General features: G+C 68.3%; 22 protein-coding genes. 15 read left to right on the forward strand and 7 right to left on the reverse strand.

Annotated elements, in window-relative coordinates; genetic code table 11:
- Positions 1-179 precede the first annotated feature (179 nt).
- The 4 genes from D0Z60_RS09355 to D0Z60_RS09375 are packed head-to-tail and all read right to left on the reverse strand — an operon-like array spanning position 180 to position 2,700.
- Positions 180-815 carry a hypothetical protein gene (locus D0Z60_RS09355; RefSeq protein ID WP_118857984.1) on the reverse strand — a complete coding sequence of 212 codons (636 nt, stop codon included), beginning with the start codon at positions 813-815 and terminating at the stop codon, positions 180-182.
- An 11-nt stretch (positions 816-826) separates the two neighbouring features.
- Positions 827-1,447: a hypothetical protein gene (locus tag D0Z60_RS11750; protein ID WP_162888181.1), complete on the reverse strand. Its 621-nt coding sequence runs from the start codon at positions 1,445-1,447 to the stop codon at positions 827-829.
- Between the two features lie 14 nt (positions 1,448-1,461).
- Entirely contained in the window at positions 1,462-2,070 is a 609-nt protein-coding gene (locus tag D0Z60_RS09370) for a hypothetical protein (protein WP_162888182.1), read from the reverse strand.
- A 12-nt stretch (positions 2,071-2,082) separates the two neighbouring features.
- Positions 2,083-2,700: a hypothetical protein gene (locus tag D0Z60_RS09375; protein WP_162888183.1), complete on the reverse strand. Its 618-nt coding sequence runs from the start codon at positions 2,698-2,700 to the stop codon at positions 2,083-2,085.
- Positions 2,701-2,785: 85 nt separating this feature from the next.
- Between D0Z60_RS09375 and D0Z60_RS09380 the strand changes: the two genes are divergently transcribed.
- Genes D0Z60_RS09380 through D0Z60_RS09400 form a run of 5 tightly spaced genes read left to right on the forward strand, consistent with a single transcriptional unit; the run spans position 2,786 to position 5,807 of the window.
- On the forward strand, positions 2,786-3,565 hold the full coding sequence (locus tag D0Z60_RS09380; RefSeq protein WP_118857989.1) for an alpha/beta hydrolase: 780 nt from the start codon (positions 2,786-2,788) through the stop codon (positions 3,563-3,565).
- Positions 3,562-4,212 carry a tetratricopeptide repeat protein gene (locus tag D0Z60_RS09385; RefSeq protein ID WP_118857990.1) on the forward strand — a complete coding sequence of 217 codons (651 nt, stop codon included), beginning with the start codon at positions 3,562-3,564 and terminating at the stop codon, positions 4,210-4,212. Before D0Z60_RS09380 ends, D0Z60_RS09385 begins: the two co-directional genes overlap by 4 nt.
- Positions 4,213-4,221: 9 nt before the next feature.
- Complete coding sequence (locus D0Z60_RS09390) at positions 4,222-4,653, forward strand: VOC family protein (RefSeq protein ID WP_118857991.1); 432 nt, start codon at positions 4,222-4,224, stop codon at positions 4,651-4,653.
- A complete protein-coding gene (gloB, locus tag D0Z60_RS09395) occupies positions 4,650-5,375 on the forward strand; it encodes a hydroxyacylglutathione hydrolase (protein WP_118857992.1) in 726 nt (241 codons plus the stop codon). The genes D0Z60_RS09390 and gloB overlap by 4 nt, the downstream gene beginning before the upstream one ends.
- A 27-nt stretch (positions 5,376-5,402) precedes the next feature.
- Entirely contained in the window at positions 5,403-5,807 is a 405-nt protein-coding gene (locus D0Z60_RS09400) for a hypothetical protein (RefSeq protein ID WP_118857993.1), read from the forward strand.
- A gap of 130 nt (positions 5,808-5,937) precedes the next feature.
- Here the strand turns inward: D0Z60_RS09400 and D0Z60_RS09405 are convergent, their stop codons facing one another.
- A complete protein-coding gene (locus tag D0Z60_RS09405) occupies positions 5,938-7,644 on the reverse strand; it encodes an AMP-dependent synthetase/ligase (RefSeq protein WP_118858534.1) in 1,707 nt (568 codons plus the stop codon).
- Between the two features lie 148 nt (positions 7,645-7,792).
- On the opposite strand from D0Z60_RS09405, the gene D0Z60_RS09410 reads away from it, so the two are divergent.
- Positions 7,793-9,499 carry a gamma-glutamyltransferase family protein gene (locus tag D0Z60_RS09410; RefSeq protein WP_118857994.1) on the forward strand — a complete coding sequence of 569 codons (1,707 nt, stop codon included), beginning with the start codon at positions 7,793-7,795 and terminating at the stop codon, positions 9,497-9,499.
- Here the strand turns inward: D0Z60_RS09410 and D0Z60_RS09415 are convergent.
- On the reverse strand, positions 9,496-10,527 hold the full coding sequence (locus tag D0Z60_RS09415) for a quinone-dependent dihydroorotate dehydrogenase (RefSeq protein ID WP_118857995.1): 1,032 nt from the start codon (positions 10,525-10,527) through the stop codon (positions 9,496-9,498). The two genes, D0Z60_RS09410 and D0Z60_RS09415, sit on opposite strands and share 4 nt — an antisense overlap.
- Before the next feature lie 98 nt (positions 10,528-10,625).
- On the opposite strand from D0Z60_RS09415, the gene D0Z60_RS09420 reads away from it, so the two are divergent.
- From D0Z60_RS09420 to D0Z60_RS09455, 9 genes are all read left to right on the forward strand, one after another.
- A complete protein-coding gene (locus D0Z60_RS09420) occupies positions 10,626-12,413 on the forward strand; it encodes a DUF885 domain-containing protein (protein WP_118857996.1) in 1,788 nt (595 codons plus the stop codon).
- 136 nt (positions 12,414-12,549) lie between these two features.
- A complete protein-coding gene (locus tag D0Z60_RS09425) occupies positions 12,550-12,954 on the forward strand; it encodes an SUF system Fe-S cluster assembly regulator (protein ID WP_118857997.1) in 405 nt (134 codons plus the stop codon).
- Positions 12,951-14,426, forward strand: a complete 1,476-nt coding sequence (sufB, locus tag D0Z60_RS09430; RefSeq protein ID WP_118857998.1) for a Fe-S cluster assembly protein SufB — start codon at positions 12,951-12,953, stop codon at positions 14,424-14,426. The genes D0Z60_RS09425 and sufB overlap by 4 nt, the downstream gene beginning before the upstream one ends.
- On the forward strand, positions 14,423-14,686 hold the full coding sequence (locus tag D0Z60_RS11755) for a hypothetical protein (protein ID WP_162888184.1): 264 nt from the start codon (positions 14,423-14,425) through the stop codon (positions 14,684-14,686). The genes sufB and D0Z60_RS11755 overlap by 4 nt, the downstream gene beginning before the upstream one ends.
- Positions 14,673-15,416, forward strand: a complete 744-nt coding sequence (gene sufC, locus D0Z60_RS09435; protein WP_118857999.1) for a Fe-S cluster assembly ATPase SufC — start codon at positions 14,673-14,675, stop codon at positions 15,414-15,416. Before D0Z60_RS11755 ends, sufC begins: the two co-directional genes overlap by 14 nt.
- Positions 15,413-16,150, forward strand: a complete 738-nt coding sequence (locus tag D0Z60_RS09440; protein WP_118858000.1) for a SufD family Fe-S cluster assembly protein — start codon at positions 15,413-15,415, stop codon at positions 16,148-16,150. The genes sufC and D0Z60_RS09440 overlap by 4 nt, the downstream gene beginning before the upstream one ends.
- 5 nt (positions 16,151-16,155) lie before the next feature.
- A complete protein-coding gene (locus D0Z60_RS09445) occupies positions 16,156-17,364 on the forward strand; it encodes a cysteine desulfurase (protein WP_118858001.1) in 1,209 nt (402 codons plus the stop codon).
- Positions 17,361-17,816, forward strand: coding sequence for an SUF system Fe-S cluster assembly protein (locus D0Z60_RS09450; RefSeq protein WP_118858002.1), 456 nt, complete (start codon positions 17,361-17,363; stop codon positions 17,814-17,816). Before D0Z60_RS09445 ends, D0Z60_RS09450 begins: the two co-directional genes overlap by 4 nt.
- The gene (locus tag D0Z60_RS09455) at positions 17,813-18,166 is read left to right on the forward strand and encodes a HesB/IscA family protein (RefSeq protein ID WP_118858003.1); all 354 of its coding nucleotides are present in this window, start codon (positions 17,813-17,815) and stop codon (positions 18,164-18,166) included. Before D0Z60_RS09450 ends, D0Z60_RS09455 begins: the two co-directional genes overlap by 4 nt.
- Positions 18,167-18,181: 15 nt before the next feature.
- On the opposite strand, the gene D0Z60_RS09460 is transcribed toward D0Z60_RS09455, so the two are convergent.
- Positions 18,182-20,500: a S8 family peptidase gene (locus tag D0Z60_RS09460; protein ID WP_118858004.1), complete on the reverse strand. Its 2,319-nt coding sequence runs from the start codon at positions 20,498-20,500 to the stop codon at positions 18,182-18,184.
- Positions 20,501-20,546 lie beyond the last annotated feature (46 nt).

Here is a 20,546-nt window from a genome sequence, read left to right on the forward strand (position 1 = left end):
CTGACGTTTGTATCGGTCTCCGGCCTTTGCCGGAGACCTTGCGCCCTAGGTACGCGCCTGGCGGCGCTGCTCGGGGTGATCCTTCGATACGCCGCTGGCGCGGCTACTCAGGATGAGCGGGAGACGAGAACTGCCCACCCCGCCGCTGCGCGGCACCCCTCTCCTGAAGGGATGGGGATTCAGCGGCTGAGGTCGACGGTGGGTTGGGTGGTCCGGGCGCTGTAGTCGCGGACTCGCTGGTCGTGGGCGCGGGCGACCCGCTGGTCGCTTTCGGCGTCCTGCCGGTCCCATTCGGCGCGTTGTTCGGGGGTGACTTCCATGCGGCGCGCGGCCTCGCCCATGAAGTCGCCGATCATCGACTGGGCGAGCTGGGCGTTGGCGAGATCCTTGGCCTGCTGGTCCATCGGACGGCCTTCAAGCTGGGCGTCCATGCCGTCGAGCAGGAGCTTGCGGCTGAAGCCGTCGATCGCCGCGGAATGTTTGGGGAATTCGGCCGCGGCCTCGCCGGGCAAATAGGTGTAGGTGACGGTGCTCGACGCCTCGTCGCCCTCGACCAGCGCCTCGATCCGCGCCAGCTCCTTGCCCTTGTGGGTGAACTTCCAATTGGCGGTGCGGTCGGGGAAGGCCTGAAAGGCGACGGCGACGTCCATCGCCATCAGCGTCCCGGGCAGCGCCTGGCTGCTGGCGGCATAGCCGGCGCTCGACAGCTTGGCGAAGGTCGTCGCGACCGGCATGGCGTAGCTCTCCTTGGTCCCGCCGCAGCCGGCGAGGGCGAGAGCGGCGGCGGCGATGAGCGGGAGGGCGGTGGTGCGCATGGCTTATGTCCCTAGTTCGAGCCGCCGCCGAGGGTGACCATCGGCTTGGTGGCGTTGGTGCTGGCTTCGCGAACGGTGCGGTTGGCGGCGCTACGCTTGCGCTGGCGGTCCTGCTCGTCGAACCGCTCGACGGCCTCCTCGAGGGAGGAGTCGACGTCCTGGAAAAGCTGGCCCATCATCGCGGTGGTGGTCTGGGCATCGGCGTGGCGGCGCATGGCCTCGTCGCGCGGGCGGTTGGCGAGCGCGGAATCGACCGCCTCGACGATCAGCGGCCGGGCATATTGGCGGACCAGTGCCTCGGTCTTCTTGTCGCCTTCCGCGACCTCGCCGGTGACATAGTCGTAGCTGACCGAGGAACTCTCGCCGTCGCCCTCGACCGCGACGTTGAGCCGGCCCAATTCCTTGCCGCGGCGGGTGAACTTCCAATAGCCGGTGCGCTCACCCGGAAAGCTCTCGAACGTGGCGCGGACGTCGGCCCCGGCGAGGCCGACGGGCAGACCGAAGCCGGCGGCGGCATAGGCCGCCCCGGTGAGCTTCGACCAGCTGTCGGTGACCGGCGCCTGATAGGTCTGCTTCGTGCCGCCGCAGCCGGCCAAAGCAAGGGCGAGGAGGGGGACGAGGAGGAAGCGCATGGGCTGGCTCCGGCCTAATAGCTGCTGAGGCTGGTGGTCGGGCGGGTGCTGGCGTGCTGCGCGGTGGCAACGGCGACTTCGCCCTCGGCCTGGCGCAGGCGCTCCTTGGCCTTGGCCTTGCCGTCGTGAATCTGGCCCCACATGTTGTTCATCATCAGGCCCGAGGTCTGGGTCGCGCTTTGCATGTCGGCCATCGCCTTCATGTCTTCTTCGCGCGGGCGGCCCTCGACCGCGGCGTCGACCGCATCGACGAACAACGGCTGGGCGAACTGGCGGATCAGGGGCTCGAGCTTGCCGTTCTCGCCCGAGGTGTCGCCCTTGGCATAGCTCATGCTGACGGTGCTCGAGGTGGCGTCGCCCTCGACCACGACGTTGATCCGGCCGAGCTCGGCGCCCTTGCGCATGAACTTCCAGTAAGCGGTGCGCTCGCCGGGGAAGCTCTCGAAGGTCGGGCGGACGTCGACCCCGATGAGGCCCTGCGGCGTGGCCCAGGTGCCGATCGCGAAGCCGGCGCTCGACAGCTTCGACCAGGCCTCGCTGGCGCCGATCTGATAATCCTCGCTGCTTTCGGTGCAGGCCGAGAGCGCGAGCGCGGCGGCGGCAAGCAGGATCATCTTACGCATGGTCACTTCCCCTTAGAGCGTGGTGGTCGGCCGGGTGGCGTCGCGGTTGGGCGCGACCGCGTCGCGGCCGTCGGGCAGGTCGCCGGTGGCGACGTCGAAATCCTCGTTGAGCATGGTCGCGACCTCATTGAACTGGTCGCCGAGCGCCTGGCCGTATTCGCGCATCATCTCGGGATCGGACTGGAGCTGCTGCGCCATTCCGGTCATCGCGCGGTGCGGATCGAATGAGCGGCCGACGAGCACCGCGTCGACATGCTCGCGGAACATTCCCTCGGCCATCGAGCGGATCATCTTCGTGTCGGACAAGGGCGTGTCGCCGAGCACGTTGGCGGCGATGTCGAATGTGATTCCGACGTCGGTCGCGGCGCCGTCGCCGGCGAGGGTGACCCGGAAGGTGCTGCGGTTGCCGGAATCGCCGAACCGCCAGACGAGGGCGCCGTCCTCGCGGACGAGCGAGAAATTGCGGCCGACCATTCCGAGCAGCGGCTCGGGCAGGGTCGCGGAGGCGAGGCGATCGGCGGCGGTGCGCTCGGGGATCGCATAGCGCTGCGTTTCCGGCTGGGCGACGACCACCGCCGTCACCGCCGCGATTCCGCTCATCCCCGCAAACGCGCCCCACTGCATACGCACCAACCCCCCAATGCAGGGGGTGATCTACAGCTGGAGAGTAAGAAAATAGTGAACGCGGCGGGCGGGCTTGCTAGGGCGCGCAGCCATGAACCCGCTCGACCAGATTGCGCCGCCGCCTTTGTCCTATTTCGATCCCGGCGACGGGCGGCGAATCGCCTACCGGCTGCGCGACAAGGCGCCGGACGTTGGCGGGCCGACGCTGCTGTTCCTGCCCGGCTATGCCAGCGACATGGAGGGGACCAAGGCGACCGACATCGACAAGTTCGCCGGAGCGGCCGGGCTGGCGTGCCTGCGGCTCGACTATTCGGGGACCGGATCGAGCGGCGGCGAATTCAGCGCCGGGACGCTCGACCGCTGGCTCGACGAGGTGCTGGCGGCGGTCGACATGCTGACCGAGGGGCCGCTGCTGGTGATCGGATCGTCGATGGGCGGGTGGCTGGCGCTGCACGTTGCGCTGAAGCGGCCCGAGCGGGTCAAGGGCGTGGTCGGCATCGCGGCAGCGCCCAACTTCACCGACTGGGGCTTCACGCCCGAGGAGAAGGAGACCATCTGGAACTCGGGCAAGCTCGAGAAGTCGACGCCCTACGGGCCCGAGCCGCAGGTCACCCATCGCGACTTCTGGAAGTCGGGCGAAGCGATGCGGCTGCTCTACAAGCCGATCGAGATCACCTGCCCGGTGCGGCTGATCCACGGCGACAAGGACGACGAGGTGCCGGTCGGGGTGGCGTTCAAGACGCTCGAGGACCTCCATTCCGGCGATGTTCAGCTGAATATCGTCAAGTGGGGCGACCACCGGCTGTCGAAGCCACACGAGATCGAGACCATCATCCGCACCATCCTGACCCTCGCTGAGAAGATCCGATGAGCCTGCTGCTCGCGGCATTGCTGGCGAGCGCGGCGTGCCCGAGTGCGGCCACTGCCGAGGCGGCGGTGTGCGTCGCGCTGGAGGCGCAGAAAGGCGGGCGGTTCGCCGAGGCCGCGGCGGCGTTCGAGACCGGCGCGGGGCGGGTCAAGCCCGGCGACCCCAAGGCCGACCGGATGCTGGCCGCGGCCGGCAACATGTGGATCGCGGCGGGCGAGCCCGGCAAGGCGGCACTGGCGCTCGACAAGGCGCTCGGCGGAAGCGGCCTGCTGGCCGACCAGCGCGGTCTGGCGCTGATCGACCGGGCGCGGGCAGCGGAAGCGAGGAACGACCTCAAGACCGCGCGGGCCAAGCTGACCGAAGCGATGGCGTCGGCCGGCGAGGACCCGTTCGCCTGGTATTTTTCGGCCGCGCTGGCGGTACGCGAGAACGACCTGAAGCGCGCCGAGGCAGATATTCTGAAGGCGCTGACGCTGGCGCCGGGCGACGGGGCGATCCTGTTCGAAGCCGGGCATATCGCGCAGCTGAATGGCGACGAGCCGCGGGCGCGCGGCCTGTTCCAGCGCGCCATCGCGGCCGATCCCAAGGGGCCGGGCGGGATCGCGGCCAAGAAGGCGCTCGACCTGCTCGCGGCGCCAACGGCGAAATAGGAGCCGGCAATGCAATTCCTCCACGCCATGCTTCGAGTGCACGATCCGGAAGCGAGCGTCGCCTTTTTCATGCTGCTCGGGCTCGAGGAGCGGCGGCGGATGGACAATGCGGGCGGACGCTTCACCTTGATCTTTCTCGGCGTGCCGGGCGAGGATGCCGAGGTCGAGCTGACCTATAATTGGCCGCCCGAGGACGGCAGTGCGTCGGAGCAATATGGCGGCGGGCGCAATTTCGGCCACCTCGCCTATCGGGTCGACGACATTTACGCCCATTGCCAACGGCTGATGGACGGCGGCGTGACCATCAACCGGCCGCCGCGCGACGGTCGCATGGCGTTCGTCAAATCGCCAGACGGGATCTCGATCGAACTGCTCCAGAAGGGCGACGCGCTGGCGCCGGCCGAGCCGTGGGCGTCGATGCCCAACGAAGGCAGCTGGTGACGGCGCTGGAGATCGTCGCGATCCCGGCGTTCGCCGACAATTATCTGTGGCTGGCGCACGATTCCGACAGCGGCAGCACGGCGGTGGTCGATCCGGGCGACGGCGCGGCGGTTTTGAGCGCGGCCGAGGCGCGGGGCTGGACCATCGACACGATCCTCAACACCCATTGGCACCCCGACCACACCGGCGGCAATCTGATGGTCAAGGAAGCGACCGGGGCGACGATCTACGGCCCGGGCGCGGAGCGGGCGCGGATCCCCCGGCTCGAAGTCGAGCTGGCCGAGGGGGATACGGTGCGCATCGGCGCGCATGAGGCGGCGGTGTGGGCGGTGCCGGGCCATACGCTGGGCCATATCGCGTTCGTGTTCGAGGGCTTGGCGTTCGTCGGCGACACGATGTTCGCGATGGGCTGCGGGCGCCTGTTCGAGGGCACGCCCGAGCAGATGCACGGATCGCTTCAGCGGATCGCCGCGCTGCCGGAGCACACTTTGCTCTACGCGGCGCACGAATATACGCTCGCCAATGCGCGCTTCGCGGCGCACGTCCTGCCCGACGATGCGGCGATCGCCGAACGCTTCGCGCGGGTCGCCGGCCAGCGCGAGCGCGGCGAGATGACGCTGCCGACGACGGTCGAACGGGAGCGCGCGACCAATCCGTTCGTTCGTGCGACAAGCGTCGCGGAGTTCGCCCGGCTGCGCGGCCTCAAGGACAATTTCGCCTGACCGGCGTATAAGGGGGCGAGGAGACGGATGATGCGACTCGCGATGGTTGGAGTGGCGGCGCTGGTGGCGGCGGGCTGCGAGACGGCCGGGGAGATGCCGGCGCGCAGCGACCGGGCGCAGGCGACCTTTGAGCGCGCGCTGGCCGGCAAGACCGCCGGGCGGGCCGAGAAATGCCTTCCGCTCAACCGCACGCGCGACATGGAAAAGATCGACGACACGACCCTGCTGTTCCGCGACGGGCGCACGACCTACGTCAACACCACGCTGGGCGCGTGCAACGGCATGGGCAGCCAGAGCTATGCGCTGGTGACCCGCAACATCGGCCCGCAATTGTGCCGCGGCGACATCGCGACGGTGACCGACATGACCAGCGGAATCACGATCGGCAGCTGCGCGCTGGGCGACTTCGTGCCGTACCGCTCGGCGCCGTAGGGCGTCTCGACGGCGCTTCTCGACTGCGCTCGAAGCTGGCTCGACACGAACGGGTTAAGTGTTTGACCCATTCCGTTCGGTTCGAGCGGATGTCGAGCTTGTCGAGACGTCCAGTCGAGAATGCGGAGGCTTACTTCGTGTAGAGGCCGTCGAGGCGCTCGCCGTAGACCTTGCGGATGACGTGGCGGCGGATCTTGAGGCTTGGCGTCAGCATCTCGTTCTCGACGCTGAACGGCTCGTCGGCGAGGATGAAGCGGCGAACCTTTTCGATCACGCTCAAATCCTTGTTGACCCGGTCGACCGCCGCCGAGAGCTGTTTGGCGACATCGGGACCGCGGGCATAGTCGGGGTCGGGCACGAGCAGGCCGACGAGATAGGGGTGGCGGTCGCCGTAGACCATCGCCTGGAGGATTTCGGGCTGGAGGGTGAGCATGCCCTCGACCCGCTGCGGGGAGACATTGTCGCCCTTGTCGTTGACGATGAGGTCCTTCTTGCGATCGGTGATGACGATCCGGCCCTTGGCGTCGAGGTGGCCGATGTCGCCGGTGGCGAGCCAGCCGTCGTTGAGGACGCGCTGCGATTCCGCCTCGTTCTGCCAATAGCCGTGCATGACGTTCTCGCCGCGCACGAGGATTTCACCGTCCTCGGCGATCCTGACTTCGGTGTTGAGCAACGGCGGGCCGACCGTTTCCATCCGCACCCCGGCGCGCGGGCGGTTGCAGCTGATCACCGGCCCGGCCTCGGTCTGGCCGTAGCCCTGGAGCAGGGTGATGCCCATCGCCTGGAAGAACAGCCCGACCTCGGGATTGAGCGGTGCCCCGCCCGAGACCATCGCCTTGGTCCGGCCGCCGAACTTGGCGCGGACCTTCTTGCGCAGGGTCAGGGAGAGGATGCCGTCCATCGGCACGTCCCAGGCGACCGACGAGCCGAGATAGCGGCGGTGCTCGATCTGCAGCGCGCGCTTCAGGAGATAGGCGGCGAGGCCGCCCTCCTTCTCGATGGTCTTCATGATCCGCGCGCGCAGCATTTCGAACAGGCGGGGGACGACGACCATGATCGTCGGCCGCACTTCCTCGATGTTGGCGGCGAGCTTTTCGAGGCTCTCGGCGTAATAGATTTGCGCGCCCAGCGCGGTCGGGAAATGCTGGCCGCCCGAATGTTCGTAGGCATGGCTGGCGGGGAGGAAGGACAGGAACACCTCCTCGTCCCAGCCGAAATCATTGGCGATGACGTCGACGCATGCCTCGCAATTGTGGAGGATCATGCCGTGGTGCTGCATCACCCCGCGCGGCGCGCCGCCGGTGCCGCTGGTGTAGATGAGGCAGGCGAGGTCGCCGCGACCGACGCCGGCCATGCGGGTTTCGAGCGCGCCGATGTCGGCCGGGCCGGAGACGAAATCCTTCCAGAAGTGGAATTCGGCGATCTCGGACGACTGGCCGGAAATGACCTCGTCGATCGAGATGACGTGCTTGCATTCGCTTTCGAACAGCACCGCGGGGAGCAAAGCCCTGGCGAGCTTCTGGGTCGAGAGGATCACCGCCGAAGCGCCGGAATTGGCGAGCACGTGCTGGTGATCGCGGGTGGTGTTGGTGGTGTAGGTCGGGACGGTGACGCAGCCGGCGGCCATGATGCCGAGATCGGCGAGCAGCCATTCGGGGCGGTTCTCGCTGACCAACATGACGCGGTCGCCGGGCTTGAGGCCGAGGCGCTGGAGGCCGGCGGCGAGCGAGGCGACCTGGCGCGCGGCCTCGCTCCAGCTGGTGGATTGCCAGGCGCCGTCCTTCTTCGCCCACAGATAGGGCTTGTCGCCGAGCTCGCGCGCGCGGGTCAGGAACATGGTGACGAGATTGGGGAAATGTTCGAGCTGCGTGCGGGCCACGGCAATCCTCTTGGCTTGCGTCGTTCCTCGTTAAGCAGGTTCGCGGCGGCTTTCCAGCGGGGCGGGCGGTGGACAGGCGCGCAAGGGGCCGACTAGACCGGCAGGCATGACCGCGCTTCGCCGCCTGATCGGCCTGTTCATCCCGCTGCTGCTGCTGACGTCCTGCGCGACGTTGCCGCCGGCGCCGGGCGGGCGCGCCAAGCCGTTCGTGATCGCCGCCAACCCGCTCGCCGCCGAGGCCGGGATGGCGGTGTTGAAGCGCGGCGGGAGCGCGGTCGACGCGGCGATCGCGGTCGAGGCGATGCTGAGTTTGGTGGAGCCGCAATCGAGCGGGCTCGCGGGCGGCGCGTTCATCACCCATTACGACCGTGAAAGCCGGCGGGTCAGCGTTTACGACGGGCGCGAGACGGCGCCGGCACAGGCCAGCGCGGCGATGTTCCTCGGCCCCGACGGCAAGCCGCTCGACTTCGGCACGGCGGTGGTCAGCGGGCGCGCGACCGGGGTGCCGGGCGTGCTGGCCGCGCTCGACCTGGCGCACCGCGAGCATGGGCGGCTGGAGTGGAGCGGGCTGTTCGGCGATGCTCGGCGCACCGCGGCGGAGGGCTTCGTGGTGAGCCCGCGGCTGGCGCGGATGGTAGCCGGGAAATTCCCGCAGAACGAGGCGCCCGACGTGCGCGCCTATTTCGCGCAAGGGCCCGGCGGGGCGGCGGTCAAGGCCGGCGACCGGCTGCGCAACCCGGCCTATGCGGCGTTCCTCGACCGGTTGGCGCGGGGCGGGATCGCGGCGATGTATCGCGGGGAGACGGCGGCGCGGATCGTCGCGCGCACCCGCGCCGGACCGCTCGGCGGGAGCATGACGATGGCCGACCTGGCCGGCTATCGCGCGATCAAGCGCGCGGCGCTGTGCCGGCCGTGGCGGGTCTATCGCGCGTGCGTTCCGCCGCCGCCGTCGAGCGGGGTCGGGCTGCTGATGCTGCTCGGCCTGACCGAACGCAGCGACATTGCGGCGCTGGGCCCGGGCGACCCGCAGGCGTGGTTCCTGTTCGCCGAGGCAAGCCGGCTGATGTACGCCGACCGCGACCAATATGTCGGCGACCCGGCGTTCGTCGACGTGCCGGTGGCGGGGCTGCTGGCGAACAATTATCTCGACCAGCGCTTCCGCTTGATCGGACCGCGGGCGATGGCGGTGCCCACGGCCGGGCAGCCTGCGGGCGCGACCGCCCTGCCCGCTGACCGCAGCCGCGAGCCGGTCGGCACCACTCACTTCATCGTGGGTGACGCGGCGGGTGACGTGGTGTCAGTGACGGCGACGGTGGAGTCGATCTTCGGCAGCGGGCGGATGGTCGACGGCATGTTCCTCAACAACCAGCTGACCGATTTCGCGTTCGACCCGGTCGGCGCCGACGGGCGGCCGGCAGCCAATGCGGTGGCGCCGGGCAAAAGGCCGCGGTCGTCGATGACGCCGCTGATCCTGGTCGGCCGCGACGGCGCGTTCGCCGGGGCGATCGGGAGCGCGGGCGGCAATGCGATCCTGGCGTTCGTTGGCAAGTCGCTGATCGCGGCGGTCGACTGGGGACTGCCGATGCAAGCGGCGCTGGCGCTGCCCAACCTTGTCGCGCGCGGTGAGCGGTTCCAGGGCGAGATCGACAAGTTCTCGCCCGAGGTGCTGGCGGGGCTGAGGGCGCGCGGCATCGAACTGAAGCCGGGCCAGGGCGAGGACAGCGGCGTGCACGGGGTGATCATCCGGTCGGGCGGGCGGATCGACGGCGGCTTCGACCCGCGCCGCGAGGGCGTGGTGCTGGTCGGCGACTAGGCGTCGACGCCGACCGCGTCGGCGATCGACGACAGGCCTTCGCGCTGAAGCCTTTCGGCGAGTCCGGCGGCAATTCGGCGGGCAAGGCCGGGGCCTTCATAGACCAGGGCCGAATAGAGCTGGACCAGGCTGGCGCCGGCGCGAATGCGTTGCCACGCGTCGCCGGCGGAGGCAATGCCGCCGGCCGAGATCAACGGCAGCTCGCCGCCGACGATGGCGCGGAAGCGGCGCAGCTGGTCGAGCGCGATCGGAGCGAGCGGCGCGCCGGACAGGCCGCCGGTCTCCTGCGCGTGGCGCGAGCGGAGCGGCGGGCGCGAGAGCGTGGTATTGGCGACGATCAGGGCGTCGATGCGATGGTCGAGCGCGGCCCGGGCTATGCGTTCGTGATCGCCAATTTCCAGATCGGGTGCGACCTTGAGGAAGACGGGCGGGCCGGCGGCCCCGCGTGCGTCGCGCACCGCGGCGAGCAGCTCGGCGAGTTCGCCGCCGGCCTGGAGGTCGCGCAGGCCGGGCGTGTTGGGCGAGGAGATGTTGACGGTGAGATAATCGGCGTGTCCGGCCATGCGCCGGACGCCCGCGGCGTAATCGGCGATGCGGTCGGGCGAGTCCTTGTTGGCGCCGATGTTGACCCCGACCACGCCGCAGCTTCGGTCGCGCCGGGCGAGGCGGCGACACGCATCGGCCTGGCCGCGATTGTTGAAGCCCATGCGGTTGATCACCGCGCGGTCCTCGGCGAGCCGGAACAGGCGCGGGCGCGGATTGCCGGTCTGGGGCAGCGGGGTCAGCGTGCCGACCTCGACGAAACCGAAGCCGAGGCCGAGCAAAGGGGCGAACGCCTCGGCGTCCTTGTCGAAGCCGGCGGCGAGCCCGACCGGCGACGGAAAGCCCAGCCCGGCGATGCTGGTGGTCAGCGACGGCGGGAAGGTCGGCGGGCGGCCGGTCGGGGTGCGCTTCAATGCCGCGATGGTCAGCCGGTGCGCGGCCTCGGCATCGAGCCGGAAGACGAGCGGGCGGATCAGCGAATACAATGCGGCCCCCGTTCGTCGAATTGCACTGCGCAGCACTTGAGCCGCCGCGACGCAATCTGCAAGGTCGCGCGCGAACACGTTCGACCGAGGGGATCACCATGCTTCGTTATGCCTTGCTGCTTGCCGCCGCCGTGCCGGCCGTTGCCGCCGCCCAGACCGCGACGCCCGAAGCGGCCCAGCCAGCATCTGAGAAGAATGCGGCGCTTGCCGCCTTGTTCGAAGGCTATGACAAGGCGGGCCTGGAATATTCGCCCGAGGGCAAATCCTACCGCGGCATCCGCGACGAGGATTACGGGCTGTGGAGCGACGCCAGCGACGCCGCCGACGTCGCCGCGCAGAACCGGCTGCAGACCGCAGCGCGGACCATGCGCGGACTGTTCAAGCCGGACCAATTGTCGGGCCAGGACGCGCTGTCCTATCGCCTGTTCGACCGCATGGCCGAGCGCAGCGCGGTGTCCTTCCCCTATCGCCACCTGGGCTATGTCTTCGACCAGATGAACGGGGCGCAGAGCGACATCCCGGCGTTCCTGATCAACATCCATTCGATCGCCGACCGCGCCCAGGCGGAGGCCTATATCTCGCGCATCCGGCGGGTTGCACCGATGCTCGACCAGCTGATCGCGATCTCGCGCGAGCGCGCCGACAAGGGCGTGATGCCGCCCAAATGGGTCTATCCGTACGTCCTCACCGACATCGACAATCTGCTCAAGGGCGGGGCCAAGAACCCGATCGTGGAGGACTTCGCGGGCAAGGTCGCCAAGCTCGACCTGCCCGCCGCGGACAAGGCCAAGCTCAATGCCGACGCCGCCGCGGCGTGGCGCGGAAGTGCCGCCCCGGCCTATCGCCGGCTGCGCGCCGAAATGGTTCGCCAGCAGGCGATCGCCGGCAACGACGACGGCATTTGGCGGCTTCCCGACGGCGCGAACTATTACAATGTGCTGCTCGCCAACTACACCACGACCGACCTCACCGCCGACCAGGTCCACGACATCGGGCTGAGGGAAACCAAGCGCATCCAGGACGAGATGCGCAGCATCATGGGCAAGGTCGGCTTCAAGGGCACGATGCAGCAATTCTTCGAGCATGCCCGCACCGACCCGAACTATTTTCCCAAGACCCGCGAGGAATATCTGACTCGGACCGATGCGGCGCTGAAGGCGATGACCGCCAAGCTGCCCGAATTCTTCGCGACCTTGCCCAAGGACCCGCTGACGGTGAAGCCGGTCGAGCCGTTCCGCGAGAAGAGCGCTGGCAAGGCGTTCTACCAGCGCCCGGCGCCGGACGGGTCGCGGCCGGGAGTCTATTACGTCAATCTCTACGATTTGAAGGCGATGAGCCTCAACGAGCTCGAGGCGCTGGCCTTCCACGAGGGCGTCCCGGGCCACCACCTCCAGCTGTCGATCCAGACCCAGCTCGGCGACGTGCCGCCGTTTCGCCGCTTCGGCGGGGTCACCGCCTATTCGGAAGGCTGGGGGCTCTACACCGAGGAATTGGGCAAGGAGATGGGCTTCTACACCGACCCGATGGCGGACTTCGGGCGGCTGAGCATGGAAATCCTGCGCGCCGGGCGGCTGGTGGTCGACACCGGCATTCACTCCAAGCGCTGGACCCGGCAGCAGGCGATCGACTGGTTCAAGGCCAACACGCCGGTCGCGGAAGGCGACATCGTCAGCCAGGTCGAGCGCTATGTGGTCTATCCCGGACAGGCGACCGCCTACATGGTCGGCAAGTTGAAGATCATGGAGCTGCGCGAGAAGGCGCGAACCGCGCTGGGCGACAAGTTCGACATCCGGGCGTTCCACGACGTGGTGCTGAAGTCGGGCCCGGTGCCGCTGTCGATCCTCGAGGAGAATGTGAACGCGTGGGTGGCGGGCGCCAAGGCCTGAGGCCCGTCATTGCGAGGAGCGCGAGCGACGAAGCAATCCAGCATGCGTGAAGCTGGATTGCTTCGCTTCGCTCGCAATGACGATTGATTTTGGGAGGGCGGCGCCCTAAATCGGACTGGAAAGCTCCGATTTCGAAATGCGACTCACCCATTTTGCCGACTATGCGGTCGTGATGATGACCGCGGCCGCGCGCCGCGAGGCCGGCGCTCGGCTGTCGGCGACCGAGCTCGCCGACGAGACCGGCGTCCCGCTGCCGACCGCGCAGAAGCTGATGCAGTCGCTGTCGCGGCACGGCCTGCTGACCGGCCAGCGCGGCGCGGGCGGCGGCTATGCGCTGGCGCGCCCGGCGAACGAGATCAGCCTGGCCGACATCGTAGAGGCGGTCGAAGGGCCGATCGCGCTGACTCAGTGCAAGGGCGCGGAAGCCGTATCCGACTGCGCGCTCGACGCGCATTGCCGGGTCAAGCCGCACATGGGCATCGTCGGCGCCAAGGTGCGCGGCGCGCTCGGCGCGGTGTCGCTGATGGAGCTGGCGCAGTGAACGATCAGCTTCCTCTCCCCAATGCCGAGGCGCGCGAGGCGCTGGCCAAGGACTATGAGTGGGGCTTCGTCTCCGAGGTCGAGAGCGAGTTCGCGCCCAAGGGGCTGAACGAGAGCACGGTCCGCTTCATCTCGGCAAAGAAGGGCGAGCCGGAATGGCTGCTCGAGTGGCGGCTCAAGGCGTTCCGCGCCTGGCTCGAGATGGAGGAGGTTGACTGGGCCAAGCTCGACATCCCGAAGATCGATTACCAGGACGCATATTATTACGCCGAGCCCAAGGCCAAGCCGACGATCGCGTCTCTCGACGAGCTCGATCCGGAGATCCGCCGGACCTATGAGAAGCTCGGCATTCCGATCGAGGAGCAGAAGGTGCTCGCCGGGGTCGAGGGCGCGCGCAAGGTGGCGGTCGACGCGGTGTTCGACAGCGTCAGCGTGGCGACGACCTTCCGCGAGGAGCTGTTGCGCGCCGGGGTGATCTTCCTGTCCATTTCCGAAGCGGTGCGGGAATATCCGGACCTCGTTCGGAAATATCTCGGAAGCGTGGTGCCGCAGCGCGACAATTATTTCGCGTGTCTCAACAGCGCGGTCTTCTCCGACGGGACGTTCGTCTACATCCCCGAGGGCGTGCGCTGCCCGATGGAATTGAGCACCTATTTCCGCATCAATGCGCAGAACACCGGCCAGTTCGAGCGGACTTTGATCGTCGCCGACAAGGGCAGCTACGTCTCCTACCTCGAAGGCTGCACCGCGCCGATGCGCGACGAGAACCAGCTGCACGCGGCGGTGGTCGAGATCTTCGCGCACGCGGATGCCGAGGTGAAATACTCGACCGTCCAGAATTGGTATCCGGGCGATGCGGACGGCAAGGGGGGCATCTTCAACTTCGTCACCAAGCGCGCCTTGTGCAGCGGCGACCGGTCGAAGGTCAGCTGGACCCAGGTCGAGACCGGCAGCGCGATCACCTGGAAATATCCGAGCTGCATCTTGAAGGGCGCGGAGAGCGTCGGCGAATTCTATTCGGTCGCGCTGACCAACAACCGCCAGCAGGCCGACACCGGAACGAAGATGGTCCACATCGGCCCGCGCTCGCGCTCGACCATCGTGTCGAAGGGCATTTCGGCGGGGCGCAGCGACAACACCTATCGCGGGCTGGTGCGCGTGCTGCCCGGCGCCGACGGGGTGCGCAATTTCACCCAGTGCGATTCGCTGCTGCTGGGATCGGACTGCGGCGCGCACACCGTGCCCTATATCGAGGTCAAGAACCCGACCGCAACGATCGAGCACGAGGCGACGACCTCGAAGATTTCGGACGACCAATTGTTCTACGCGATGCAGCGCGGGCTGGACGCGGAAGGCGCGGTGGCGCTGATCGTCAACGGCTTCGCGCGCGAGGTGTTGAAGCAGCTGCCGATGGAGTTCGCGGTCGAAGCGCAGAAATTGCTGGGGATCAGCCTTGAGGGGAGTGTCGGGTGAGGCGCGAGCGCCGATTCTGGATCATGCTTGTCACATGGCTGGCGCTGGGCCTGCCCACCCTTGTCGGAACCGCCTGGTTCCGATCACACGGTCTTCCAGTTCCTGATCTGCCGAAGACCGAAAAGGGGGTGGCAGAGGTGATCGGGTGGTTCGGGATCATTCTATTTATCTACGCCACGCCAATTGTGCTCGTAATTGATGAACTCCGTTTCCGCAGGTTACGGCGCACCGGACTAGAAAATCACAATGCTGAACATTGAAAACCTCCATGCGACCGTCGCGGACAAGCCGATCCTGCGCGGCATCGACCTCGTCGTGCCGGCGGGCGAGGTGCATGCGATCATGGGGCCGAACGGGTCGGGCAAGTCGACGCTGGCGTATGTGCTCGGCGGGCGGCCGGGGTATGAGGTGAGCGAGGGATCGGCTGCGTTCGACGGCGCCGACATGCTCTCACTCGAGCCGCATGAGCGGGCGACTGCGGGGCTGTTCCTGGGGTTCCAGTATCCGGTCGAGATTCCGGGCGTGTCGTATCTGCAGTTCCTGCGCGAGAGCCTGAATGCGCAGAAGCGGGCGCGGGGGGAGGCGGAGCTTTCGGGCGCGGCGTTCATCAAGCTGGCGCGCGAGCAGGCGGCGGTGCTGGGGATGGATGCCGAGATGCTCAAGCGGCCGGTCAATGTCGGCTTCTCGGGCGGCGAGAAGAAGCGCGCGGAAATGGTGCAGATGGGGATCATGGCGCCTAAGCTCGCGATCCTCGACGAAACCGACAGCGGGCTCGACATCGATGCGCTGAAAGCCGTCGGCGCGGGCATCAACGCGATCATGCGTAGTCCCGACAAGTCGGTGCTGCTGATCACTCACTATCAGCGGCTGCTCGATTACGTCCGGCCGGACCGCGTGCATGTGCTGAGCAGGGGGCGGATCGTGCGCTCGGGCGGGCCGGAACTGGCGCACGAACTCGAGCGCGAAGGCTATGCCGAGGTGGCCGCGTGACCGCTCTGCCGACCCGCAAGCTGGAATCGTATCGCTATGCCGACACCGACGCTCTGGGCGAGGTGTGGAGCTCGCTTGCGGCGCCCGAACATATCGAAATTGCTGCGCAGCAAAAGCTGCAGCAAATCTGGCTTCCGGGCGGTGACGAGATCGATGTTCGGCGGCTCGCGATGGTTGTCGGCGATAAGGCTTCGGCGCGGGTGTTCGCACTGCTCTCGGCGCCGCGTTACGCGCGGCTCGAGCTTGACGTGACGCTCGGCGCGGGGGCGGATTTCCAGATGGATGCGGCGATGATCGGCGGCGGCTCGGCGACGCTCGATATCGTTACCATCGTGCGCCACGCCGAGCCCGACGCGACGTCGCGCCAGAGCGTGCGCAGCGTGCTCGGCGGACGCGCGACCGGCAGCTACCAGGGCAAGATCGCGGTGGCGCGCGGGGCGCAGCGCACCGACGCAGTGCAATCGGTCAAGGCGATGCTGCTCGATCGCGGGGCGAGCGCCAATGCTAAGCCCGAGCTCGAGATCTACGCCGACGACGTGAAGTGCGCGCACGGTGCGACAGTCGGCGAGTTGGATGCGGAGCAATTGTTCTATGCCGCCGCGCGCGGATTGCCGCCGGCGGTCGCGAAAGCGTTGCTGCTCGAAGGGTTCGTCGGCGGGCTGTGGGATGCGCTTGGCGCGGACAGCGCGATCGCGGTCGCGGCGCGGGATGCGTTGCGCGAGGTGGCGGCTTGAACATCATGCCCCCTCCGGCGCTTCGCGCCACCTCCCCCAGGGGGGAGGGGCTGAATGTGCGCGAGCAGTTTCCGGCGATTGCGGGGTGGCATTATCTCGACAGCGCGGCGACGGCGCAGAAGCCGCGAGCGGTGATCGAGGCGATCGCCAACGCCTATGGCCGCGACTATGCGACGGTGCACCGCGGAGTATACGAGCGCTCGGCGACGATGACCCGCAGCTTCGAGGCGGCGCGCGGCGCGGCGGCGGCGCTGATCGGCGGCACGGCCGAGGAAACGATTTTCACCCGCGGCGCGACCGAGGCGATCAACCTCGTCGCGCACTGCGCCCCGCGCGACGGCCGGAATCGCGTGCTGCTGAGTCAGCTCGAGCATCACAGCAATATCGTGCCGTGGCAGCTTGCGGGATACGCCATCGACGTCGTGCCGCTGACCGGCGACGGCGAGATCGACCTCGATGCGGCCGAGCGCATGGCGGACGAGACCCACGCGTTCGTCGCCTTCGCGCATGTCTCGAACGTGCTCGGATCGGTGCTCGACGCGCGGCGGGCGGCGGAGATTGCGCACAAGGTGGGCGCGAAGTTGCTGCTCGACGGGTGCCAGGCGGCGCCGCGGATGGAGGTCGACGTCGCCGCGATCGACTGCGATTTCTATGCGTACAGCGGACACAAATTGTACGGCCCGACCGGGATCGGCGTGCTGTGGGGCAAGGGCGAATTGCTCGCGCAAATGCCGCCGTATGAGGGCGGCGGGGCTATGGTCGACCGGGTGACGTTCGAAGGTTCGACCTTTCTCGAGGCGCCGGCGCGGTTCGAGGCGGGGACGCCGCACATCGTCGGCGCGATCGGGCTTCACGCGGCGATCGACTGGGTGAACGGCATTGGACTGGACGCGCTCCACGCGCACGAGACCGCGCTGGTGCGCGAGTGCCGCGACGCGTTGCGGGCGATCGACGGCGTGACCCTGTTCGGGCCGGAAGACAGCGCCGGAATCGTCAGCTTCGCAATCGACGGCGTGCATCCGCACGACATCGGCACGATCCTCGACGACGCCGGAGTCGCGATCCGCGCCGGTCACCATTGCGCGCAGCCGCTGATGGACCATCTCGGCGTTCCTGCCACGGCGCGGGCGAGCTTCGCCGCGCACAGCGACAGAAGCGACATCGACGCGCTGGTGCGCGGGATCGACAAGGTGAAGCGAATTTTCGCGGCATGAACGAGGAAAAGGACATTCGCGTCGAAATCGTCGATTCGGTCGAGCCGCCGCCGCGCGCGCGGCTGAGCCCGGAAGTGGAGCGCAAGCGCGACTATCTCGCCGGTTTCCTCGCCGAGCAGAAGCCCGCGCCCGACCCGAGCGAGCCGGGCGGCGCGTTGCAGCTGGCGGTGATCGAGGCGCTGAAATCAATCTACGACCCCGAAATCCCGGTCGACATCTACGAGCTCGGGCTGATCTATGACGTCGCAGTCGACGGCGACGGCGACGCGGTGGTGACGATGACCCTGACGACGCCCAATTGCCCGGTCGCCGAGAGCATGCCGGCCGAGGTCGAGATGCGCGTGCTGAGCGTTCCGGGCATTCGCGACGCCGAGGTTAAATTGGTGTGGGACCCGCCGTGGGACCCGTCGAAGATGAGCGACGAAGCCCGCCTGGAGTTGGGGATGCTATGAACAAGCCAGCCCGAGTGAGGCCCGCCGCAATTACGCTGACGCCCGCGGCTGAAGCCCGGATCGCGGCGCTGATGGCGCGTGCGCCGGAGGGAGCGATCGGAGTCAAGCTGTCAACTCCGCGGCGCGGCTGTTCGGGGCTGGCCTATTCGGTCGACTATGTCACCGAAGCGAACGCGATGGACGAGCGGATCGAGACTCCGGGCGGGACCTTCTTCGTCGACGGCGGGTCGATCCTCTATCTGATCGGGTCGACGATGGACTGGGTCGAGGACGACTTCGCCGCCGGCTTCACCTTCGCCAACCCCAACGCCAAGGGCGCGTGCGGGTGTGGCGAAAGCTTTACCGTCTAGCCCTTCGGGCGCGTCCTAGAACCGCAGCGAGTAGCGCAGCGCGGCACCGATATCGGCGTCGGCATTGGCGCGGTGGTCCGGCTGGTGGCGGTAATAGAGGTTGCCGCTGAGCCAGCCCATGCCGAGCGCGGCGGAGTAGCTCAGCTCGCCGTCGATCTCGCGACCGCTTGGCGACAGCGAGAAGCGGCTCAGCGAGTTGGTCGCGCTGCCGGTCGCATAGTCGTAGGCGGTCGGGAGCATCAGCGCGAAGCCGCCCTGGTCGATCCGAAGCGGCTGAGAAACGCGAAGGCCTAGCCGATCCGAACGGCCGAACAGCCCGTCCTTGGCGAAATCGAGCGCATAAGCGGCGCTCTGGAAGCTGCCGCCGCCGAAGCTCGTCCAGCCGCGCCGCGCGCTTGCAGCGGCCGAGAAGCCGGCGCCGAAGCGGTGGCGGAGCTCGAGATCGACGAAGGTCGAGGTCGAGCCGCCGCTTCCACCGAGCGCCGGGCCGAGCTGGCCACCGAGGAGGGTGTGCTTCTCGTCGAGACGCGACAGGCTGAGCGAAGCCCAGCTGTTGCCAAACTGCTTGTCGACCGAGGCGGACGCCCAGCGATAGGGCGCGCCGGTGGCGGCGGTCGGCCGATCCTGCCAGACTTCGCCTTCCTCGCCGGACACGGTGAGGTTGACCGGGCCGAGGTTGCGGCGGACGGCGATGCTCGCGCCGCGCTTGGCGGCGAAACCGGGCTCCCCAGCGACGTCGCGCGCGATCAGGAAGGCACCGGCCTCGGCGCCCGACAGCCGCCGCTCGATCGCCTTGGCTCCCTCGGAGAAGCCGAAGGCGACGGCAGTCTTGCGGTCGAGCCGGGCGATTGCGCTGGCGGCAACGAGCTTGGCCCTGGCCGCGTCGTTGGGGCCGATGCCAAGCGCGGCGACATCGAACACCCCGCCGACGTCCTTGCGCTCCGAGACGCTCATCGCGACGCTGAGCGGCCCGGCGCTGACTGCGCTGGTGCGAACATCGCCGGAAAGCGCGCGGTTGAGCGGCCGGCTGGCCTCGGCGCGGCGCAGGCCGGCAGCGAGGTTCATGGTGAAGGCGCGCGAATAGCCGTCGAGAATGATCGCGCCGAGCTTGCCGTCGGGATCGTCGCCGCTGTCGCCTGAGGCGGCAGGAAGATCGCCGCCGGTATCCGCCCCGACCGGGATCGCCGACCCGGCCAGGCTGGTCGTCCCGATCGGCTGGAAGGCACGCGTGATGTTGAGACCGCCGCGGCCGTACACCGAGTCGATTCCGGGTGCGCCGAGGTCGTCGGCCGACTTGAACAGGATCTCGATGATTTGCTGGCCGGTAAGGTTCGGGAACGCTTGCGCGAGCAGCGCGACGGCGCCGCTGATGACCGGAGCCGCAAGGCTGGTGCCGCTGTACAGCACGGCGTCGCCATTGTGATTGACGGTGCGCACGCGATAGCCCAGCGCGGTTAGATAATAGGCCGACCCGCTGCCGGCGCGGTTGGAAAAATCGGAAATGAGCGCGGCGTTGGCCGCGGTTCCGGTCGAGCCGGCGATGATCACCTTGCCGGGGAAGGCCTGCGCCGGGACGAGGCCGAACCCGTCGGGATTGACGCCCTCGGGCTTGTCCCCGTCGTTGCCGGCGGCGATCACCAGCACAATGCCGGCATTGACCGCCCGGCCCATCGCCGCGAGCAGGCCGCTGCTCGGCGCGCTGCCGCCGAGCGAGAGATTGATGACCCGTGCCCCGTTGAGCCGGGCGAGATCGATGCCCGCCGCGATATCGCTTTCGTAGAACGCACAGTCGTCCTCGGTCCCGCACGAGCCGGGATCATCGGTCCGGGCCGAGATGATGGTCGCGCCATAAGCGACGCCGTGCATCCCGGCGTCATTTTTCGCCGCGGCGATGACCGCCGAAACGGCCGTGCCGTGTCCGTCGACATCGCTGACGCCGCGGGTTCCGGCGACATCGGCCGAGCCGGGATCGATCCGGCCCGCAAATTCGGCAAGGTTGGGATTGATCCCCGAATCGACCACGCCGACCTTCACTCCGGCGCCGGTCGCACCGGCCTGATAGGCCCCGACCGCCTTCGACGAGTTGACCGCGTTCGACGCGTAGAACTCGCTCGTGAAGATGATCGGCCCCGGCACCGGCGGCGGCGGAGTCGGCGCGGGCGTAGGGGTCGGAGTGGGCGTAGGCGTGGGCGTGGGAGCGGGGCTCGGTGCCGGAGGCGGCGCAGGAGTCGAGTTGATGGGCGAGCCGCCACCGCCGCCCCCGCCGCCACCGCCGCACGCAGCCAGCGTCATCATGACCGCCAGCGCGCTCGCGCTGCCCAGCAATCTGCCCATCTTTTCGGACCCCTCGCTCTAAGCCATTTAAATTACATGGCTTTCT

The organism is Sphingomonas mesophila, from assembly GCF_003499275.1.
GTDB classification, from domain to species: Bacteria; Pseudomonadota; Alphaproteobacteria; order Sphingomonadales; family Sphingomonadaceae; genus Sphingomicrobium; species Sphingomicrobium mesophilum.

Excerpts from the sequence above, each read along its gene's own strand:
- D0Z60_RS09390 (WP_118857991.1), top strand. The coding sequence starts at position 4,222 with ATGCAATTCCTCCACGCCATGCTTCGAGTGCACGATCCGGAAGCGAGC.
- D0Z60_RS09380 (WP_118857989.1), top strand. The coding sequence starts at position 2,786 with ATGAACCCGCTCGACCAGATTGCGCCGCCGCCTTTGTCCTATTTCGAT.
- D0Z60_RS09450 (WP_118858002.1), top strand. The coding sequence starts at position 17,361 with ATGAACGAGGAAAAGGACATTCGCGTCGAAATCGTCGATTCGGTCGAG.
- D0Z60_RS09410 (WP_118857994.1), top strand. The coding sequence starts at position 7,793 with ATGACCGCGCTTCGCCGCCTGATCGGCCTGTTCATCCCGCTGCTGCTG.
- D0Z60_RS09370 (WP_162888182.1), bottom strand. The coding sequence starts at position 2,070 with ATGCGTAAGATGATCCTGCTTGCCGCCGCCGCGCTCGCGCTCTCGGCC.
- D0Z60_RS09455 (WP_118858003.1), top strand. The coding sequence starts at position 17,813 with ATGAACAAGCCAGCCCGAGTGAGGCCCGCCGCAATTACGCTGACGCCC.
- D0Z60_RS09420 (WP_118857996.1), top strand. The coding sequence starts at position 10,626 with ATGCTTCGTTATGCCTTGCTGCTTGCCGCCGCCGTGCCGGCCGTTGCC.
- D0Z60_RS09385 (WP_118857990.1), top strand. The coding sequence starts at position 3,562 with ATGAGCCTGCTGCTCGCGGCATTGCTGGCGAGCGCGGCGTGCCCGAGT.
- D0Z60_RS09405 (WP_118858534.1), bottom strand. The coding sequence starts at position 7,644 with ATGTTCCTGACCCGCGCGCGCGAGCTCGGCGACAAGCCCTATCTGTGG.
- D0Z60_RS09400 (WP_118857993.1), top strand. The coding sequence starts at position 5,403 with ATGATGCGACTCGCGATGGTTGGAGTGGCGGCGCTGGTGGCGGCGGGC.
- D0Z60_RS09460 (WP_118858004.1), bottom strand. The coding sequence starts at position 20,500 with ATGGGCAGATTGCTGGGCAGCGCGAGCGCGCTGGCGGTCATGATGACG.
- D0Z60_RS09425 (WP_118857997.1), top strand. The coding sequence starts at position 12,550 with ATGCGACTCACCCATTTTGCCGACTATGCGGTCGTGATGATGACCGCG.
- D0Z60_RS09445 (WP_118858001.1), top strand. The coding sequence starts at position 16,156 with ATGCCCCCTCCGGCGCTTCGCGCCACCTCCCCCAGGGGGGAGGGGCTG.
- sufC (WP_118857999.1), top strand. The coding sequence starts at position 14,673 with ATGCTGAACATTGAAAACCTCCATGCGACCGTCGCGGACAAGCCGATC.
- D0Z60_RS09355 (WP_118857984.1), bottom strand. The coding sequence starts at position 815 with ATGCGCACCACCGCCCTCCCGCTCATCGCCGCCGCCGCTCTCGCCCTC.
- D0Z60_RS11750 (WP_162888181.1), bottom strand. The coding sequence starts at position 1,447 with ATGCGCTTCCTCCTCGTCCCCCTCCTCGCCCTTGCTTTGGCCGGCTGC.